Consider the following 19,576-nt stretch of genomic DNA (forward strand, 5'->3'; position numbering starts at 1 on the left):
TTGAATATGTATCACTGCAAACGATGGAACGCGCATTGGACACCCTGCTTGAAATTGTGCGGTTGACTGCAGAAGAAGATAAATAAATTAAAAAGGATCGAGCCATTTTGGACTCAATCCTTTTTAATTAATCTTCATTTTTGCTAGGATTTGCATCTGCGGTAATTTTATCCACACAATTGATAACGACTAATCCCATAATTACAGAACACCAGCCGACAAGGGTGTAGTCTGGTGTCATCGATTCTAGTTGACTTGTGATGTAAGCTAGGACCTCACCCAGAATAAGTGCCCAAATACCAGCCACGATATTCTTTAATAAAAAGTTCATGTTGGTCATCCCCTTTGAAGTCATACCATATTCTAGCATATTTATTAATGCTTTTGAAAGGGTTGGGTTAATTTCTCTATTTAGTTTGATTTGATATAATTTTATTGAGAGGTGAAATGAAGTGGATTTTACGCCCTTAGATGTTAAGAGTAGTTATAGTTTGCTAAAAAGTCCCACCCGGATTTCTGACCTAGTTACAACGGCTAAGGAACGAGGGTATAAGGCATTAGCGTTAACAGACGAAAATGTTTTATATGGGGCTGTCGAATTTTATAATGCAGCAAAAAAAGCAGGAATTAAACCCATTCTCGGCTTGCGGCTGGTAGTTGCATTAAATGAGACGGATGGTACCAAGCTAGATTTAGTATTTCTAGCTAAGAATCAACGAGGGTATCAGCATCTGATGGACATATCGACGCTTCAGCAAACACGAAAAGATAAAAAAATACCTTTAACGATTGCGCAAATTAGTTCTTTATTGGGTGAATTGTTTATAATTATCCCCCCACAAAGTACAGTTTTTAGTATACTTGCTCAGCCAACATCAATTTTAACTGAGCTTGCTAATCTGGGGGATGATGATAGCGTTCTGTTAGGAGTCAATTCGCGGTTAGATGACGTTCAAATAGATACCTTGCAACAATTATCAAAACAATTATCTTTGCCATTAGTAGGGACGTCTCCAGTTGATTATTTAAATGCTAATGACCTTTTTGCTAGTCGGGTTTTACAAGCAATTGATGCCGGAGTTGAGTTAAAAGATCCGACAATAGAAGCGGGACGAAAAGGACAACATTATCTTCATTCGAAAGAACAGATTGTCCAAGATTACAATGCAAGGGGGCTTAGTGCAGCCGCGCAAAAGACAGTTGAAGTAGCAGTCCTGTGCAACGTTGAACTTCAATTTAGGGCCCCGGTCCTTCCTCATTTTAAAAATCAAGCAGGGATACCATCTCAACAATATTTACGTTCTCTATGTATTCAAGGATTGAAAAAAAGACGAGTAGCACCAGGAAAAACTATTCAACAGTACCGAGAACGTTTAGCGATGGAATTAAAAGTAATCCATGAAATGGGCTTTGATGATTATTTCTTAATTGTATGGGACGTAATGAATTTTGCTCACCAGCAAAAGATTACGACCGACCCTGGACGAGGATCAGCTGCGGGATCATTAGTTGCCTATGCTTTAGCAATTACAGAAGTTGATCCTTTGCAATACGACTTATTATTTGAACGCTTTCTGAATCCAGAACGAGCTCAAATGCCCGATATTGACTTAGATATTCCTGATAATCGGCGTGATGAAGTTTTGCAGTATGTACATCAAAAATATGGTCACCAACGCGTAGCCCAAATTATTACTTTTGGGACATTAGCCGCTAAACAAGTCGTTCGTGATGTGAGTCGGGTCTTTAACTTGCCCCGTTACGATATGCAAAGGTTAATCGATGCATTACCACATGGCCTTCACGTGACACTCAAAGATGCATTAAAGGAGTCACAACAACTAAAAAATCTTCTTGACGATAATCCTAAATTTCGTTTGCTGATTCAAGTTGCACAGCAATTAGAGGGATTGCCGCGTCATTATTCAATTCACGCGGCAGGCATTGTCCTTTCTGAGCAGCCATTACATGAAATTGTGCCGTTACAAGATGGTAGTGATGGCTTATTAATGACGCAGTTTGCCAAAGACACAGTAGAAGCGCTGGGGCTATTAAAAATGGATTTCTTGGGATTGAAGAACCTTTCAATCATGGATAACACCCTTCAAATGATTCGGCAAGAAGACCCTAATTTTGATTTGCAAAAAATTAACTTTAATGATCCGTTGACTCTTCAACTGTTCCAGCGAGGAAAAACTGAAGGGATTTTTCAATTTGAATCAAGTGGGATCAGAAATGTATTGGTCAATCTTCATCCAACGAATTTTGAAGATATTGTGGCAGTGAATGCACTTTATCGTCCGGGCCCAATGGAAAATATTTCTCATTTTACCGCCCGCAAAGCTGGAAAAGAGAAAATTACTTATCCTGCTCCTTCACTTGAAAAAATTCTGGGACCAACTTACGGTATTTTGGTCTATCAAGAGCAGGTAATGCAGTTGGCTTCTGTAATGGCTGGCTTTACCTTAGGAGAGGCGGATCTTTTACGCCGGGCAATGAGTAAGAAGAAAAAGGCCACAATGGAGGATATGCGGACAAAATTTATTGCCGGCGCAACAGAACGCGGCTATTCAGCACAAGTTGCTCACCAAGTATTTGAATATATCGATCGCTTTGCTAATTATGGGTTCAATCGTTCGCATGCAGTTGCCTATTCTATGATGGCGTTTGAGATGGCATATTTGAAAGTTTATTACCCTGCAGCTTTTTTTACAGCCCTAATGAATGCAGAAACTAATATTGAGAAATTGAAACGGCACGTGGGGGATGCAAAGCAATTTGGCGTCAAGGTTAGTGGGCCGCGAATCAATATAAGTGAGAGTAGTTTTCTATTACATGATGGGACAGTTTACTTTGGCTTTTCTGCTATTAAAGGAGTACGTCGTGATTTTGTCGCCGCAATTCTTGAAGAACGGCAGGAAAATGGCAAGTTTACAGATCTTCGTAATTTTATTGCGCGTATTCCAGAACGTTGGCAAAAGCAAGAATTAATCGAACCGTTAATCTATAGTGGGGCCTTTGATAAGATGGAATATAACCGAGCGGAGATGATTGACGCCCTTCCTAAATTAATTTCCGGGATTGAGTTGTTTGCTGGTTTTGCTAATTTTGACGATCCGGCTCTCCAAACGGCAATTGACCAACGAAATGAATTCCCTCTGTTGAACCGTTTAACGAAGGAGAATGAATACTTAGGAGTGTATCTTTCCGGCCACCCGGTTACCCAATATTACCAATTAGGACAGCAGCTCCATGCAACTAAAATTGCTGATTTATATCCGCATTCAGAAGCGACAATAATTGTCCTTACAAATCACGTTAAGACTATTTATACTAAACGTGAACATCGGGAAATGGCCTTTGTTAATGGAACGGATGAGACCGGAGCAATTGATATTACCGTCTTTCCCAAACAATATCAGCAGTTCAAAGAACAACTAGAAACAAATAAGATTTTAATTGTCAGAGGTCGAGCAGAATATCGTGAGGGACGGGGTCTACAATTAGTTGCTAATCAATTGCAGGATGTTAAAAAAGTTCAACAGAAACGCCGCAAGCAACGATGGGTTTTACGAATCTTACCGTCATTAGACACTGAGATGGTGCATCGAGAGTTAAATAATATTTTTAATGAATACCATGGTTCAATTCCTGTCTTGTTGTTTTATCCAGCAAACGATAAGAAGATCCTGCTTGACCAAAAACGATGGTTAAAAAATTCTCAGAAAGCAAAAAAGGCGCTTGTCGCCGTTCTCGGCCAAGAAAACGTTGTCTTACAACAGCTTAATAGTAATCACTGAAAGCTATAAAATTAAATAACAGTTAGAAAAAATAACTAATTTTAGAATGATAGCGCTTTTTTAAAACCTTTTGCATAAAAAATAAAGACACGTTATTTGAAAAGTGCTATCATAACAGTGTGCAAATGAGGCATACAATTACAGATTGTGATTGATGCTATAGATGCAAAAGGAGAGATTCATTTATGAAGAAAACCAAGATTGTAAGTACACTTGGTCCTGCAAGTACTGATGTTGATACGATCGTTAAGTTGATCAATGCGGGAGCTAACATTTTCCGTTTCAACTTCTCACACGGTGACCACCCAGAACACTTGGGTCGGATCGAAAACGTACACAAGGCTGAAGAAATTACTGGCAAGCACGTTGGTCTTATGCTTGATACTAAGGGTGCCGAAATTCGGACTACTGTTCAAAAAGAAGGTAAGATCAACTTTGAAATTGGCGACAAGGTTCGCATTTCAATGGATCCTTCAATTGAAGGTACTCATGACAAGATTGCTGTTACCTACCCAGGCTTATACGATGATACTCATGTTGGTGGCCATGTTCTTTTTGATGATGGTTTAATTGACATGGTTATTGATGAAAAAGACGATGCAAACAAGGAACTTGTATGTCACGTCTTAAACCATGGTGTTCTTGGTTCTCGGAAGGGTGTTAACGCCCCTGGTGTATCAATCAACTTACCAGGTATTACTGAAAAGGACAGTAGCGATATTCGTTTTGGTTTGGAAAACAAGATCAACTACATTGCTGCATCCTTCGTTCGTAAGGCTCAAGATGTTCTTGACATTCGCGAATTACTTAAGGAAAAGAACATGGAAGATGTTCAAATTTTCCCTAAGATTGAATCTCAAGAAGGTATCGACAACTTTGAAGAAATCATTGCTGTTTCTGACGGTTTAATGGTACCTCGTGGTGACATGGGTGTTGAAATTCCTGCCCAAAATGTGCCAATTGTTCAAAAGCACATGATCAAGCGTTGTAACGAATTAGGTAAGCCAGTTATTACTGCTACCCAAATGCTTGACTCAATGCAAGAAAACCCACGTCCAACCCGTGCCGAAGTATCAGACGTTGCTAACGCCGTATTTGACGGTACTGATGCTACTATGCTTTCTGGTGAAAGTGCTAACGGTGACTACCCAGTTGAATCTGTTGCAATGATGAACGACATTGACATCAAGGCTGAAAACCACCTTTGGGAATTCGGTACTGAAAAGTTCGATTGGGACAAGTCTGACGTAACTGAAACTATCGGTTCTGCTGTTGCTAACGCAGCTAAAGACTTAGACATTCACACAATTGTTGCTTACACTGCTTCAGGCTACACTGCTAAGATGATTTCTAAGTACCGTCCTAATGCTGATATCGTTGCATTAACTCCAAACGAACGTGTAGAACGTGGACTTATGATCAACTGGGGTGTTCAACCATACGTTGTTGATGAAATGAAGAACACTGATACAATGTTCGACTTAGCTGCTAAGAAGGCTGTTGAACTTGGCTTTGCTAAGAAGGGCGACAGGATCATCATCGTTGCTGGTGTTCCTTTGGGTGTACCAGGTGCAACTAACATGATGCGTGTTAAGACTATCGACTAATATTTTATAATATTGTCTGCGAAAAGATCGGTCATTAGTAACCGGTCTTTTTTTATACCAATGATAATCATTGATCTTACTAGCAAAATAAGCCTTTACCGTGTAAAATCGATATAGAATAAAAAAGGATAAGTGATAAAAATGAATTCAGCGTTAGGAAAAGTTGTTACAGCGGTAATGATTGATGAAAATGATACCGATTATTTTGTTCAACCAGATCGTAATGGGCAAACGTATCGATTACCGAAAAGCGAAAGTCCTCAAGAATTACATATTGGTGGACAGGTACGCGGCTTTGTTTATGAAAATGAGGACCACCAACTACAGATGACCTGTAAACACATTCCAACGATCCAGGTTGACCATTACGATTATGGTACAGTAGTTAATGTTCGTCGTGATTTAGGGGTTTTTGTTGATATCGGTCTTCCTAATAAGGATATTGTCGTCTCTTTAGATGATTTACCAAGCTTGAAACACTTATGGCCACAACCAGGTGACCGTTTATTAATGTCCCTTCAAGTTGATGATAAGGACCGTCTATGGGGTAAATTAGCAGATGACCAAATCTATCAAACTATTTCAGCAGCTCCAGATAAACGCTTGCTCAACCATGATACTTATGCCACAGTTTACCGCCTTAAGATGAGTGGAACCTTTGTGATTACTGATGATTATCGTTTAGGATTCATCCATCCAAGTGAACGAGACCAAGAACCGCGATTAGGTCAACGAGTTAAAGCACGGGTTATTGGAATTTCGTCACATGGTAGTCTCAATCTCTCCCTTAAGCCTCGTGCCTACCAAGCTATTGGTGAAGATGCACAAATGATTTTGACAATGTTAGAACATGATATAAATCACCGCTTGCCATACACTGATAAGACGGACCCATCGATCATTCGCGATGTCTTTGGCATAAGCAAGGGGCAGTTTAAACGTGCTATTGGGCATTTGCTTAAAGAGAAATTAGTAAAACAAGAAAACGGTCAATTAATCCTAGTAAAAGAGAATCAAGATTAATGAATAATGAAGTGGCTGCGTTTTTAGCTTTTTTAAAAGATAAACGACAATTAAGCGATAATACCTTGATGAGTTATCAACGGGACTTAGGACAAACTGTGACTTATTTAGAAGATCGAGGAATTGATGATTGGCAACAGGTGGACCACTATTTGCTAATTGACCTCCTTAATAATCTTCGTCAGCAGGGAAAAGCTAATTCAACAATTAACCGTGTGATTTCAAGTTTACGGCAATTTTATAAATACATGATTCGTCACCATAACCTAATCATTAATCCAATGGAAATGATTGATCACCAGTATACCTTTAACCAACCACCTGCACCGGTAATTTTAACTGAAAAAGAAATTGAACAACTGCTGGCAGTCCCGGATGTTTCAACCCCAATTGGTCTTCGTGATCGAGCGTTGTTAGAGATTATGGATGCAACGGGAATGAGGGTTAGTGAAGTAATTGCCTTGGATCTGACAGCACTTCATCTCGACGTTAAGCTTCTACAACTAACGGGAAAGAATGAACGTGAGCGGATGATTCCCTTAAGTCAACCAGCAGTCAAGTGGCTTACCGGTTACCTAGACCGTGGTCGACCACGTTTGCTCAGAGATGATCACGAAACGCGGGTGTTCTTAAATGCTCATGGTTATCCTTTGACGCGGCAAGGAATTTGGAAAAAAATGAAGGAATGGGTCAGTGAGGCTAAAATCAAAAAAGAAGTTACTCCTCAAACTATGCGTTATTCTTTTGCTGTTCATTTAATAGAAAATGGCGCCGATGTTCAATTAATCCAAGAAATCCTTGGTTATAACGCGATGAAGGCTCTCCAACCATATTTACAGGTCTCGCCGCAACAGTTATCCGCTAACTATATGAAATATCATCCTCGTGCATAGAAAGGAAAATACGATGTTAGTTCGTTATCGAAAAGATTACCAAAAAATCGCCCTAGGTTTATTGTCCTTAGTAAAAGACCTTCGAAAAGATAATCGTTTTATGGAAGAGATGGACTGGGCACTGGCTAATGATTGGCCAATCTTTTTGTGGAAAGACATGGATGATAGTCACTTTATTGGAATTGTGATGATAGAAATAGGGGATTGTTACGTGCTGGTTCGCCGCTTATCGTTTACGCCAAGCGAACGAACGGGGTATAATATTTTTTCCTTATTAGATGGCGTTCACGATCAATATCCTCATAAACGCCTCATGGGAACCTTAGCAACCCAACCAATAATTAGCATGTGGGAGAGAAATAATGAATAAGCAAGTGCAACCACAAAATCCATTTCAACCGGTCATAAAAGTTCATGACTTTGAAGGACCACTAGATTTATTGCTCCATTTAATAAAGCAATCTGAAATGGATATTTATGATATTCAGATTTCGCAAATTACAAGCCAATACCTTGATTACCTTCACCAGATGCAAAGCCACCAATTAGAAGTCGCAGGTGAATATTTTGTAATGGCTGCGACTCTGATGGACATTAAAAGTCAGATGCTGTTACCTTCGCCGCCAGTATTGGATGATAAACTAGAAGTAGAGGAGCTTGATCCCCGACAAGAATTAGTGGAACAGCTTTTGGAATATCAGCGTTATAAAAAAGCGGCAGATCGACTAAAAGATAAAGAAAATCTGCGTCAACAGGAGTATACTCGACCAGCAATGCAAGTTCCACGTGAAATGGTAAAATCTCACGTGGAGCCGGGCATCAAATTAACAGATTTGCAACAAGCTTTTGCAGCCGTTCTTCGCCGCCAACAATTAGCTACTCCATTAGTTGAAACTGTAGCAGCTGAAAAAGTAAGCGTTGGTCAACAAATGAACCACGTGATTGAAATAATTCATGATGGTCCAGTTAGGTTTGAAGACTTGTTTGAAGATTTACATACTCGCGATGGCTTAGTTACAACTTTTTTAGCAATTCTTGAACTGGCAAAGCATCAAGCGATTGTTATTAACCAAGGTGGCTTGTTTGAACCAATAATTTTAGCGGAGGGATCTAAGAGTGACGAATACGAAACTAACCAACCAAGCGCAGATTGAAGGATTACTTTTTATTAGTGGGGATGAAGGAATTACCCTAGGCGATTTAGCAAAAATTTCTGGTTTTATGAAACCGGCTGTTCTAACAATATTACAAGAGCTAAAAAAGAAGTATGAAGATGATCCCACATCTGCTTTTATCTTGCTTGAAAGTGATCAGACCTATCGTTTAGCAACCAAGCCTCAGTTAGCAGAGGTCATTAAACATTACTTTGAAGTCCCGTTAACGGTACCATTGACTAAAGCATTATTAGAAGTATTGGCCATTGTTGCTTATCGGCAACCAATTACGCGGCTAGAAATTGATGATATTCGGGGAGTACAAAGTTCAGGATCATTACAAAAATTAATGGTTCGTGGTTTAGTTGACACTCATGGACGTTTGGATGCACCAGGCCGTCCATTTTTATATTCAACAACCCCGGCTTTCTTAAACTATTTCGGTTTAAGCGATTTAGATGAACTCCCACCGTTACCCGATCAAGACGAATTAGAAATGAGCAATATTAATGGAGATATTTTCCTTGAAGCATTACAGGCGCGAGAAGAACGAAAGGACGATAATTAATGGAACGATTACAAAAGGCAATGGCGGAAGCGGGAGTAGCTTCTCGTCGGGCATCAGAAAAACTTATCCTTCAAGGGAAAGTTGCAGTTAATGGCAAGATTGTGACTGAACTTGGCACTAAAGTTGGCGTTCACGATGAGATTGTAGTAAATGGTGTTCCAATCCATCACGAACAGCACGTTTACTACTTGTTAAATAAGCCGCGGGGAGTTATCTCAAGTGCTCATGATGATAAAGGCCGTCGAACAGTGGTTGATATTATTCATGATGCTGAGATTGATGAACGCATTTATCCAGTTGGCCGATTGGACTATGATACAACTGGAATTCTTCTTCTAACAAATGATGGTGCTTTGGCAAATAAACTGATGCATCCTAAATATGAAGTTGAAAAAACCTATGTTGCTAAGGTTGAAGGAATCGTCAAAAATGATGAGTTAAAACAATTACGTTTAGGGGTAGTCATCGATGGTCGAAAGACAAAACCGGCTAAATCGAAGCTCTTGAATGTTGACCGTGCCAAGAAGACAAGCCTTGTTCAATTAACAATCCACGAAGGACGAAACCACCAAGTTAAGAATATGTTTAAGGCAGTAGGACATCCGGTGACTAAACTTCATCGTGAAACATATGGACCATTAAATTTATATGGTCTTCAGCCGGGTGAATTCCGTGCATTAAAGCCTGAAGAAGTGCAGTTATTAAAGAAAAAGTAAAATTGAATTTGTGAAATAATCCGAAGGCGCACTGAGGGGGCAGAAGATACCTGGTTTTACGGAAAACTACGGAATAGTACGGAAAATAAGCCAAGTTATAAACGTTGACATGACAGTAAAAGCCTATTAGAATAGGACTTGTAAAAATATAAAACGTTTGTCTTCAAGGCGTGGTGAAATTCCCGACCGGCGGTGACAGCCCGCAACCCATTGTTAATGGTTGATCTGGTGTAATTCCAGAGCCGACAGTACAGTCTGGTATAAAGAAGATTTCTGTATTAAATAATCTTTAAATAGTTTATTTGCGTTGCTGACAAACAAATGGTAAGTCGGCAACGCTTTTTTAATACAGGATGCCAAATGGAGACAATCTCAGATGGAGGTTGTTATTAATGACAGTAACGCATCAACGTATTCAACGATTGGTAGGCATAGCCTGTTTAGGTGCCTTAGCATTTATTTTAATGTTTTTTGAGTTTCCGGTTTTGCCGATGGCGCCCTATCTTAAACTGGACTTTTCTGATGTCCCTGTTTTGCTAGGGGGCTATATCTATGGGCCAGTTGGCGGAATTATTATCGCTGCAATTAAATGCTTAATTCACGGAATGATTCATGGCTTTTCGCCAGCTGAATTAATCGGGGTTACCAGCGACTTTATTTCATCCCTCGCTCTTCTGCTTCCGTTCTGCTGGGTATGGTGTCATCATAACTGGAGTAATAAAAGACAAGCTATTATCGGAATTGCTTTAGGAACCGTAACGTTGACTGTTTTAATGTCTCTGCTTAATTTGTGGATCCTTACCCCTTTATATATGGCAGTTTGGAACTGGAAGTCAACTTTGCCCGTATCTCAATTAGTAGCGATCGGTGTGTTGCCTTTTAACCTTATTAAGGGTTTGGTTGTTACAATTGTATATGTAATTATCGCGGGTCGGTTGAGTCCATGGCTAGACCAGCATAGAATGATTTAAAAGATAGATTAAGAGGCTGAGATTTTTCTTGGCCTTTTATTTTTATGGTAAAATTTTTAAATAAATTACGTATATAAATATATAGGGGGGTGAAATCCGTGAATAAATTATTGCGCTTTTTTAGCTATCACCAGCCACGGCGAATTCGTGTAATTGAAAACACTCTGCGAAGTCGGCGAACAGTCGCAACTCTCTTTTGGGCTCGACAGTATGGAATCTTAGAGTGGTTAGGGGCAGATCGAACACTGAATCGACAAGAATATGATCAGCTTATTAATCAACTTGTTGCTGATAAACTATTAGCGATTGATGATCAATCCCAAGCAATTCTTACAGAAGAGGGCGCGAAAGTTTTAAAAAACGAAGAAGAAACTTTCTACATCCCATCGTTTTACGACTGGTACTGGTTAACCAATACGCAACGAATAATCCAACGACTTTTTTTAGCTATTCAAGTCGTATCAGAATTCTCTTATCATCAAAGAAAGTATGTTCCATTGGCGATTTCATATGGTGAAATGGTTGCGGTGAAGCAGTGGTTTCGACAAAATTATCATCACGATCTGGTTAAAAATCTCTATACTGATCTCCATCGGTTTGGCAGCGCTTTGGAAAGTGAAGATCCACGAATGACAACGGACCTTTTTAATATCATGATTGGTTATCAGCGATCAGGATGGACAATTAATCAAGCAGCTCAAGAATTGAAAATAAAAATCGATGATATTCAGTACTTACGTCATGACGAGATGTTAGCGGTTAGCGCTTATGCTCGTAATTTTCCTGGTCCACTGCAACAATTGCTCCTTCCGCTGATCAATGAGAGTCCACTAAACCGGAGTGCCCAAGTAACGTTTGACTTATATACCCAGGGAGAGCCAATTGAACTGATTGCTCAAGAGCGACGGTTGAAAGAAAATACAATTAGGGAGCATCTCTTGGAAGCGGCAATCCTTATTCCTGACAAGCTAGATTGGGATATCCTTTTGCCAGAGAGTAAGCGTGACGAACTTAGTCGATTCTATAAGGGCGAACCGACCGCATGGAAATTTGACGAGCAAATTGCCAGTTTTTATGAATACCGCCTATATCAAATATTTCAAGGAATAACAAATGAAAAATAAGCAAGAAATTCTAGATGTTTTACAAAATCATTTTGGCTTTGAGGATTTTCGTCCAGGCCAAGAAGAGACAATTAACGCCTTACTGGAAGGGAAAGACACTTTATCGATTCTTCCCACTGGTGCCGGGAAATCCCTTTTATATCAATTGCCAGCTTATTTATTGTCAGGAACGATCCTCATTGTTTCACCGTTGATTTCACTAATGCAGGATCAGGTTGACCGTCTTCATCGGCAGGGAGAAAAACGAGTCATTATGTTAAGCGGCCAGCTTGTCGGAAAAGAGCGAGCAAGCGTCCTCCACAATTTGAAATCATTTAAATTTATATTTACTTCTCCGGAAATGCTTGATAACCAGCAAGTTTTAACCGCGCTTAAGAAAAATAAGATTGCGTTAATGGTTATTGATGAGGCCCATTGTATCTCACAGTGGGGCCCTGATTTTCGTCCTGAATATTTATTACTAAAGGAAGTGCGGCAGCAATTAGGATCGCCGACAACATTGCTGTTAACGGCAACTGCTACTCCTCGTATTCGACAGGACATTTTGAAAAAAATGGGGATGACGACTGCCTACCAGGTAATTAAATCTGTTGACCGTCCTAACATTTTTTTAGCTGTTAAGTCCATCGCTACTCAAAAGGAAAAGGATGGTGAACTTCTGAAACTAGTTCAAAAATTCACTGGTCCCGGGATTATTTACTTTGCAAGTCGTAAGCTGGCTTCTCAGATGGCAGAATGGCTTGAAAACCAAACTGATTTAAATGTGGCGGCTTATCATGCTGGCGTTGCTCCAATTGAACGATTTCGAATTCAAAATCAATTTATGAATAATGAATTACAGGTAATTTGTGCAACGAGTGCGTTTGGGATGGGAATTGACAAAAATGATATTCGTTACGTTATTCATTATCATTTGCCAAGTAATTTAGAGAATTATTTACAGGAAATCGGTCGAGCTGGGCGTGATGGTAAGCAGAGTTTGGCAGTTCTTCTATATGCAAATGGCGATGAAATGATTCAACGACAATTAACAAGCGTTGATCTTCCGCCAGTTACAATTTTAGAGCAGATTAAGAATGGCAAGTTGTCAGCAAGTGTTTTGGGGGAGCAAGCGTCTTTATTTGCGTTTTATCTTGAACATTCTTTTACGCCGCAGCAAATAATTACGATGTTTGAGCGGCGCAAAATTCAAACAGAAAAAGAATTGCAAGAAATGGTTGCTTATATCAAAGAGGACGGTTGTAAAAGAGAATATCTTTTAACATATTTTGGTGAGCAATTTGCCGGTTCGAATGAATTTTGTTGTGATTATGAGCTTTCAGATTGGGCAACTAAACTGATTTTGCCGGTCAGTCAGCCACTTTCTGAAAACAATAAAGTAGGATGGGAAGACCGCTTAAAGGGTCTGTTAAATATTACTGAAAATTAAAGTTTCGTGTTGTTGCTAGACAATCATCAAAAGTTTGCGATACAATCAGAATGTTAATTCTCAAAATAAGGAGGCATGATTACTTTGAGTGAGGAACGGAAAGAGAGCCGACGAGCTAATGATGAATTATGGGATAAAAAGTTTACAGATAACGAAGACCTTGATAGTGATGGCCATTTATCACGAACAGAACACCGTAAGCAACGATCACATAATTCAATGATTACTACGATCTTAATCGTATTAATTATCGTTCTCGCCGCTACACCACTTATTTATTGGATTAATAATAAACAGTCCTTTAATCATCCGGTGAGAACTGAACAAGTAGCTGCTAGTTCTGAAAATAGTAAAAAAAAAGAATCTCACAGTTCGAGTACCTCTAGTGAGCATTCAAAGAAGGAATCTAGTGTAAGCAGTAGTGAATCCTCTTCTTCAAGTATTGAGGAATCAAGTTCGACACAAACCAGCCAAAGTTATAGTGCTCCGCAAAGCAGTAGTAGTTATTATCGATATAGTAGTAGTTATCGTTATGGTAATGGGTATCAAAACCGGACTACTCCTAATCGCTACAGTAGTTATCAGCAGCGTTATAACAATAACCAAACCTATAATCGCTACAATAATAATACAGAAAATACAAACCGTTATCGTTAAAAATAGAGTATTAGCAGCAATTTTTTGATAAAGTAGTGTATTGGATTGAAAATAGAGGAGTGAATAACTAATAATGTGTAAGGGATTGCAAGTAGCAATTGATGGTCCGGCCTCAGCAGGAAAGAGTACGGTCGCTAAATTAGTAGCAAAAAAGTTTAATTATGTCTATTGTGATACCGGCGCAATGTACCGAGCTATTACATTAGCAGCATTAAACCAGGGCATTGATCCAAAAGATGATAAAAAGGTTGCTGAAATTGCTCGGCAAATAAAAATAGATTTTGAACCTGGTGAAACTGAACAAAGAGTTTTCTTGGATGGCAAAGAGGTGACTCATGATATTCGGTTGCCGAAAGTAGCAGCAAATGTATCTGCTGTGGCGGCAGTTCCAGCTGTTCGCGAAGAGATGACTAAGCAACAGCGGCAAATTGCTGAAAATGGTGGAATTGTAATGGATGGACGGGATATTGGTACAACTGTTTTACCACAAGCACCCGTAAAGATATTCATGGTAGCGAGTGCCTATGAACGGGCGCGACGGCGATACGCTGAAAACCAAGCAAAAGGGATTAATACAACATCGCTTGAAGAATTACAAAAAGCAATTGAATTAAGGGATAAAAAAGACTCAACGCGAAAAGTTTCACCTCTTACACAAGCACCTGATGCAATCAAATTGGATACAACAAATATGACAATTGATGAAGTTGTGAGTGAAATCAGTAAAATAATAAAAAAAACACAAGATGAATTAGCCTAAATACTGGAAATGTGAAACAAATTTTAGTAAAATATCTTTTAGAGTTGATTGTTGCAAGGAGGATTTTTTTTAATGGCTGAAAACAACGAAAATAAAAACGATATGTTAGAAGCGCTTGATAGCATTGAACAAGTTAAGGTGGGCGATGTTGTCAAGGGTGAAGTTTTGGCAATCGATGACGATCGTCAAGCTATCGTTGGTATTAAAGATGCAGGGGTTGAAGGTGTCGTCCCTGCTAAGGAATTATCAACCAAGCCAGTTGAAGACATCAATGATGCTGTAAAAGTAGGTGACGAATTAGACTTAGTTGTCATTTCTAAGATCGGTAACGATAAGGAAAATGGTAGCTACCTTCTTTCTCACCGTCGTCTTGAAGCCCGTAAGGTATGGGATGACATTCAAAAGAAATTTGATGAAGGTGAACACATTACCGCCAAGGTCACTCAAGCTGTTAAGGGTGGATTAGTCGTTGATGCTGGAGTTCGTGGCTTCGTCCCTGCTTCAATGATTACTGATCACTATGTTGAAGACCTTAATCAATTTAAGGGTCAAGAACTTGAATTCAAGATTGTTGAAATCGAACCAAGCGAAAACCGTTTGATTCTTTCACACAAGGAAATCATTCAAGCTCAACACGAAAAGGCTGCTGAAAAGGTATTTGCTGAATTACAACCAGGCGATGTTGTTGAAGGTAAAGTTGCACGGATGACTAACTTCGGTGCATTTATTGACCTTGGCGGCGTTGATGGATTGGTTCACGTTTCTGAAATTTCATACGATCACGTTGACAAGCCTTCTGATGTATTGACTGCTGGTCAAGATGTTAAGGTTAAGGTATTAAGCGTTGACCCTGAACGTGAACGGATTTCATTATCCATTAAGCAAACTTTACCAGGACCATGGGATGATATTGAAGAAAAGGCTCCAGTAGACAGCGTATTAACTGGTACTGTTAAGCGTTTGACTAGCTTTGGTGCTTTCGTTGAAGTATTCCCTGGTGTTGAAGGTTTAGTTCACATTTCACAAATCTCACACAAGCACATTGCTACACCTGCAGATGTTCTTAAGCCAGGTCAAGAAGTTCAAGTTAAGGTAATCAATGTTGATCCTGAACACCAACGTCTTGGTTTATCAATGAAGGCTCTTGAAGAACGTCCAAAGGAAGACGAAAACAACAATAACAACGGTGAAAACTACCGTGGTCGTCGTCGTTCACGTCGTAACAATAACAACCGGAGCTTCATGAACAACGCTCCAGAAGAAGAAAGTGGCTTCTCAATGGGTGACTTAATTGGTGACAAGCTTAAGGACCTACGGAACTAGTTTCTTAAATTAATTATCTTTTAAGGGGAGGCTGGGAATTAACTCAGTCTCTTTACTTTTTTAAAGGTATTTATACAGTAGCGCAGTAGCTGGCTGGATTCCGAACGTTGATAAATCAACGTCCGGAATGCCTAGCCATCCTCGCGAGGGTGGGAAAACGAAGTCGCAAGCGACTTCTTTCCCACTCCCTCTTTAATCATTTAAAATAAAATGAAAGAAGGTGGAAAGATTGGCAAATCCAATCGTAGCAGTTGTTGGTCGTCCAAACGTTGGAAAATCAACATTATTCAATCGTATTGCGGGAGAACGGATTTCAATTGTTGAAGATACTCCTGGAGTTACTCGAGATCGTATTTATGCTCATGCTGAATGGTTAGGAAAACATTTTAGCATGATTGATACTGGCGGGATCGAAATATCAGATCAACCATTATTGACACAGATTCGCCAACAAGCAGAAGTTGCTATTGATGAAGCGGATGTAATAATCTTCGTTGCCGATGTAGAAAATGGTGTAACTGATGCTGATGAACAAGTAGCACGAATTTTATATCGCTCCAATAAACCAGTGGTCTTAGCTGTTAATAAAGTCGATAATCCAGAACGGCGGAGTGATATTTATGATTACTATTCCCTTGGTCTGGGTGAACCGTATGCAGTTTCAAGTGTTCACGGTATTGGAATGGGTGATCTTTTGGATGCTGTTATTAAAGAGTTTCCTGATAACGCTGCTAATGATGAAGATGACTCCATTCACTTTAGCTTTATCGGGCGTCCTAATGTGGGGAAATCATCACTAGTTAATGCAATTCTAGGTGAGAACCGGGTAATTGTATCTAACGTTGCCGGAACTACCCGTGATGCCATTAATACTCAATTTGAAACAGCAGATGGACAAAAATTCACAATGGTTGATACTGCTGGAATCCGCAAAAAAGGAAAAATTTATGAGAACACTGAGCGTTATTCATTGATGCGGTCCATGCGAGCAATTGATGATAGTGATGTTGTACTTGTTGTCCTAAATGCAGAAGAAGGTATTCGTGAATTAGATAAGCACATTGCTGGATATGCTCATGAAGCAGGATGTGGGGTTATTATCGTCGTTAATAAGTGGGATACATTAAAAGAAAAAGACCACCGAACGATGACAGATTTTACTAATCTGATTCGGCAAGAATTCCAGTACCTCAGTTATGCACCAATTATTTTCGTTTCGGCGAAGACAAAGCAACGGTTAAATCAATTACCGGGATTGATCGAGGAAGTATATCAACATCACCGTCAACGGATCCAATCGGCAGTCTTAAATGATGTTTTAATGGATGCAATTGCTGCCAATCCGACTCCAACACAAAATGGTCGGCGTTTGCGAGTATACTATGGGACACAGGTTGCAACCGAACCACCAACATTTGTTATCTTTGTTAATGATCCAGAGTTAATGCACTTCTCCTATGAGCGTTATTTGGAAAATCAAATTCGGAAGGCATTTGACTTTTCTGGTACACCGATCCATTTAATCAAGCGTCAACGGCAGTAAAAGTTAAAGAATTCATTGTAAAATGAAAAAACATTAAAAATGCGGCTAGAAGTTGAGAAAACCGCTTGTCAGCAGGCTTTCACTATGCTAATCTTAACAATGAAATGATACGAACTTCTCGTAGTTATTTCGTTAATTTTGGACCACTCAAAATTAACATTCACAGACGTGAGTTTAACACTCTCGTTATTTGTGGGAGGTGAAACAACATGGCAAACAAAGCAGAATTAGTAAGCAATGTTGCTACTGCAACTGGCTTAACCAAGAAGGATGCTACTGCAGCTGTAGATGCTGTTTTCAGTTCAATTCAAGCATCTTTAGCTAAGGGTGAAAAGGTTCAATTGATCGGCTTCGGTAACTTCGAAGTACGTCAACGTGCTGCACGTAAGGGCCGCAACCCACAAACTGGAGAAGAAATCAACATTCCTGCAAGCAAGGTACCAGCATTCAAGCCTGGTAAAGCTTTAAAGGACGCTGTTAAGTAATTAACAGTTAAATGTTAAAAAGAGACTAGGAAAGAATTTACTCTTCCCAGTCTCTTTTCTTTTTAAAGACTTGTTCAATGCTTAAAATCATCGATTGTGATATATTTAAAAGTGATAGTAAAAGGAGGGCATAATATGACCTACTCAGAACAAATGCTTGATCAATTAGAAGCAGGAAAATTAAAAGAAGCCCAAAACTCATTTAAACTCGCACTAATTAATGATGATGATGATATGTTATTTAGCCTTGCGGAGGAATTGTACGCATTGGGCTTTCTTCAACAGGCACGAACGATTTACTTAAAATTATTAGATTGTTATCCAGATGAAGATGAATTAAAGACTAATTTAGCGACGATTGCAATTGATGAAGGACATAATGACGAAGCTTTATCATACTTAGCCCAGATTAAACCAGACTCGCCAGCTTATGTTCAATCATTACTGGTTGCCGCGGACTTATATCAAACCGAAGAAGAATTTGAAGTGACGGAGGAAAAGTTAAAAGGAGCTTACGCGTTGGCTCCCGATGAACCAGCTGTTGAATTTGCGCTTGGTGAATTTTACTTTATGGTTGGCCAATATTCTGAAGCAATCCAATATTACTTCCAACTAATTAAAAATGGGTATACTGACTTTGCAAAAGTTGATATCGCTGGACGTCTAGGGATTTGTTACGCTCAGAGCGGTCAGTTTAAGAAGGCTTTAGGGTACTTCAATCAGGTTAAACCGGAATACCAGACTAGTGATATTCGTTTCCAAAAGGGGTTGACCCGACTTCAATTAGGAGATACTGAAAAGGCAATAAAAACCTTAGAGGATCTTATCAATGATGATAACCAATATGCGTCTGCTTATCCTGAACTAGCAAAGGCATATGAAAAGGAAAATAAGTATCAGCAGGCATTACGAGTTGTCCAAGAAGGGCTCAGTGTTGATCAATACAATGAATACCTTTATTCATTAGCAGCTGAAATTACCAGCTACCTTGGCGACCAAAAGTTAATGAAGAAATACTTGGTAAAAGCGCATGAACTTGCTCCAGAGAATATGACGATTACTTTACAATATAGTAATTTCTTGCTTCACCAACACGATGATGAGGCAAATATTAAGCTCCTGAGTCCATTGGTAAAAGAAGATGAAACAGATCCACAATTATATTGGAATCTAGCGCGGTCATATCAACGAACTGATCAGCTTGAATTAGCCGGAAAATATTATGAAGCTGCTTTGCCGGCATACAGTGAAAATCCAACATTCTTAAAAGAATTAATTAATTACTACCGCGAAACTGGTGAAACTGATAAGTTAATGGATGAATTGGAACGCTATCTCCGGTTAGTCCCAACAGACACTGAAATGCAAGATCTTTATGACCAATATGAAGATTACAAATAATTTTTAATTTAAATGAGACAGGAAACGTTAACGCTTTTAGCCGTTCTTTACGCTTCCTGTCTCTTTTTAGTAGTAACTTAATTTGTTATAATCAACTTTGATTATCAAAATGAGGACATGAT

The 19,576-nt window shown here is 39.3% G+C and carries 18 protein-coding genes and 1 riboswitch; of the genes, 17 read left to right on the forward strand and 1 reads right to left on the reverse strand.

What is annotated here, in order from left to right:
• Window positions 1–127: 127 nt before the first annotated feature.
• The gene (locus QOS06_RS01180; protein ID WP_003671058.1) at window positions 128–370 is read right to left on the reverse strand and encodes a YjzD family protein; all 243 of its coding nucleotides are present in this window, start codon (window positions 368–370) and stop codon (window positions 128–130) included.
• An 82-nt stretch (window positions 371–452) separates the two neighbouring features.
• On the opposite strand from QOS06_RS01180, the gene dnaE reads away from it, so the two are divergent.
• The 17 genes from dnaE (at window position 453) to QOS06_RS01265 (ending at window position 19,454) form a co-directional block, all read left to right on the forward strand.
• The gene (dnaE, locus tag QOS06_RS01185; RefSeq protein WP_085679558.1) at window positions 453–3,800 is read left to right on the forward strand and encodes a DNA polymerase III subunit alpha; all 3,348 of its coding nucleotides are present in this window, start codon (window positions 453–455) and stop codon (window positions 3,798–3,800) included.
• Window positions 3,801–3,985: 185 nt separating this feature from the next.
• Window positions 3,986–5,407, forward strand: a complete 1,422-nt coding sequence (pyk, locus tag QOS06_RS01190; protein WP_003671054.1) for a pyruvate kinase — start codon at window positions 3,986–3,988, stop codon at window positions 5,405–5,407.
• A 141-nt stretch (window positions 5,408–5,548) separates the two neighbouring features.
• A complete protein-coding gene (locus tag QOS06_RS01195) occupies window positions 5,549–6,430 on the forward strand; it encodes a CvfB family protein (protein WP_035157754.1) in 882 nt (293 codons plus the stop codon).
• Window positions 6,430–7,323 (forward strand): tyrosine-type recombinase/integrase, encoded by an 894-nt coding sequence (locus QOS06_RS01200; RefSeq protein WP_152699301.1) that lies wholly within the window; start codon window positions 6,430–6,432, stop codon window positions 7,321–7,323. The genes QOS06_RS01195 and QOS06_RS01200 overlap by 1 nt, the downstream gene beginning before the upstream one ends.
• Window positions 7,324–7,336: 13 nt before the next feature.
• Window positions 7,337–7,693 (forward strand): reductase, encoded by a 357-nt coding sequence (locus QOS06_RS01205; protein ID WP_085649501.1) that lies wholly within the window; start codon window positions 7,337–7,339, stop codon window positions 7,691–7,693.
• Complete coding sequence (locus QOS06_RS01210) at window positions 7,686–8,477, forward strand: segregation and condensation protein A (RefSeq protein WP_283595352.1); 792 nt, start codon at window positions 7,686–7,688, stop codon at window positions 8,475–8,477. Before QOS06_RS01205 ends, QOS06_RS01210 begins: the two co-directional genes overlap by 8 nt.
• Window positions 8,440–9,045: an SMC-Scp complex subunit ScpB gene (scpB, locus tag QOS06_RS01215; RefSeq protein ID WP_003671046.1), complete on the forward strand. Its 606-nt coding sequence runs from the start codon at window positions 8,440–8,442 to the stop codon at window positions 9,043–9,045. Before QOS06_RS01210 ends, scpB begins: the two co-directional genes overlap by 38 nt.
• Window positions 9,045–9,761: a pseudouridine synthase gene (locus tag QOS06_RS01220; protein ID WP_035157748.1), complete on the forward strand. Its 717-nt coding sequence runs from the start codon at window positions 9,045–9,047 to the stop codon at window positions 9,759–9,761. The genes scpB and QOS06_RS01220 overlap by 1 nt, the downstream gene beginning before the upstream one ends.
• Window positions 9,762–9,916: 155 nt before the next feature.
• A riboswitch (FMN riboswitch) is annotated at window positions 9,917–10,036 on the forward strand.
• 117 nt (window positions 10,037–10,153) lie between these two features.
• Complete coding sequence (locus QOS06_RS01225) at window positions 10,154–10,732, forward strand: ECF transporter S component (RefSeq protein ID WP_225431145.1); 579 nt, start codon at window positions 10,154–10,156, stop codon at window positions 10,730–10,732.
• A 98-nt stretch (window positions 10,733–10,830) separates the two neighbouring features.
• Complete coding sequence (locus QOS06_RS01230) at window positions 10,831–11,856, forward strand: helix-turn-helix domain-containing protein (protein ID WP_078009091.1); 1,026 nt, start codon at window positions 10,831–10,833, stop codon at window positions 11,854–11,856.
• Window positions 11,846–13,285, forward strand: coding sequence for a RecQ family ATP-dependent DNA helicase (locus QOS06_RS01235; protein WP_078009090.1), 1,440 nt, complete (start codon window positions 11,846–11,848; stop codon window positions 13,283–13,285). The genes QOS06_RS01230 and QOS06_RS01235 overlap by 11 nt, the downstream gene beginning before the upstream one ends.
• An 84-nt stretch (window positions 13,286–13,369) precedes the next feature.
• Window positions 13,370–13,942, forward strand: coding sequence for a hypothetical protein (locus tag QOS06_RS01240; RefSeq protein WP_003670892.1), 573 nt, complete (start codon window positions 13,370–13,372; stop codon window positions 13,940–13,942).
• Window positions 13,943–14,015: 73 nt separating this feature from the next.
• Entirely contained in the window at window positions 14,016–14,702 is a 687-nt protein-coding gene (gene cmk / locus QOS06_RS01245; protein ID WP_283595354.1) for a (d)CMP kinase, read from the forward strand.
• A gap of 72 nt (window positions 14,703–14,774) precedes the next feature.
• The gene (gene rpsA, locus QOS06_RS01250) at window positions 14,775–16,025 is read left to right on the forward strand and encodes a 30S ribosomal protein S1 (RefSeq protein WP_003666049.1); all 1,251 of its coding nucleotides are present in this window, start codon (window positions 14,775–14,777) and stop codon (window positions 16,023–16,025) included.
• Between the two features lie 229 nt (window positions 16,026–16,254).
• Window positions 16,255–17,568, forward strand: a complete 1,314-nt coding sequence (der, locus tag QOS06_RS01255) for a ribosome biogenesis GTPase Der (protein WP_035157732.1) — start codon at window positions 16,255–16,257, stop codon at window positions 17,566–17,568.
• Between the two features lie 209 nt (window positions 17,569–17,777).
• Window positions 17,778–18,053: a non-specific DNA-binding protein Hbs gene (hbs, locus tag QOS06_RS01260; RefSeq protein ID WP_003666054.1), complete on the forward strand. Its 276-nt coding sequence runs from the start codon at window positions 17,778–17,780 to the stop codon at window positions 18,051–18,053.
• Window positions 18,054–18,188: 135 nt separating this feature from the next.
• Entirely contained in the window at window positions 18,189–19,454 is a 1,266-nt protein-coding gene (locus tag QOS06_RS01265; RefSeq protein ID WP_085679584.1) for a tetratricopeptide repeat protein, read from the forward strand.
• Window positions 19,455–19,576 lie beyond the last annotated feature (122 nt).

This window comes from Limosilactobacillus sp. DJ3M12 (assembly GCF_947381695.1).
GTDB classification, from domain to species: Bacteria; Bacillota; Bacilli; order Lactobacillales; family Lactobacillaceae; genus Limosilactobacillus; species Limosilactobacillus kinnaridis.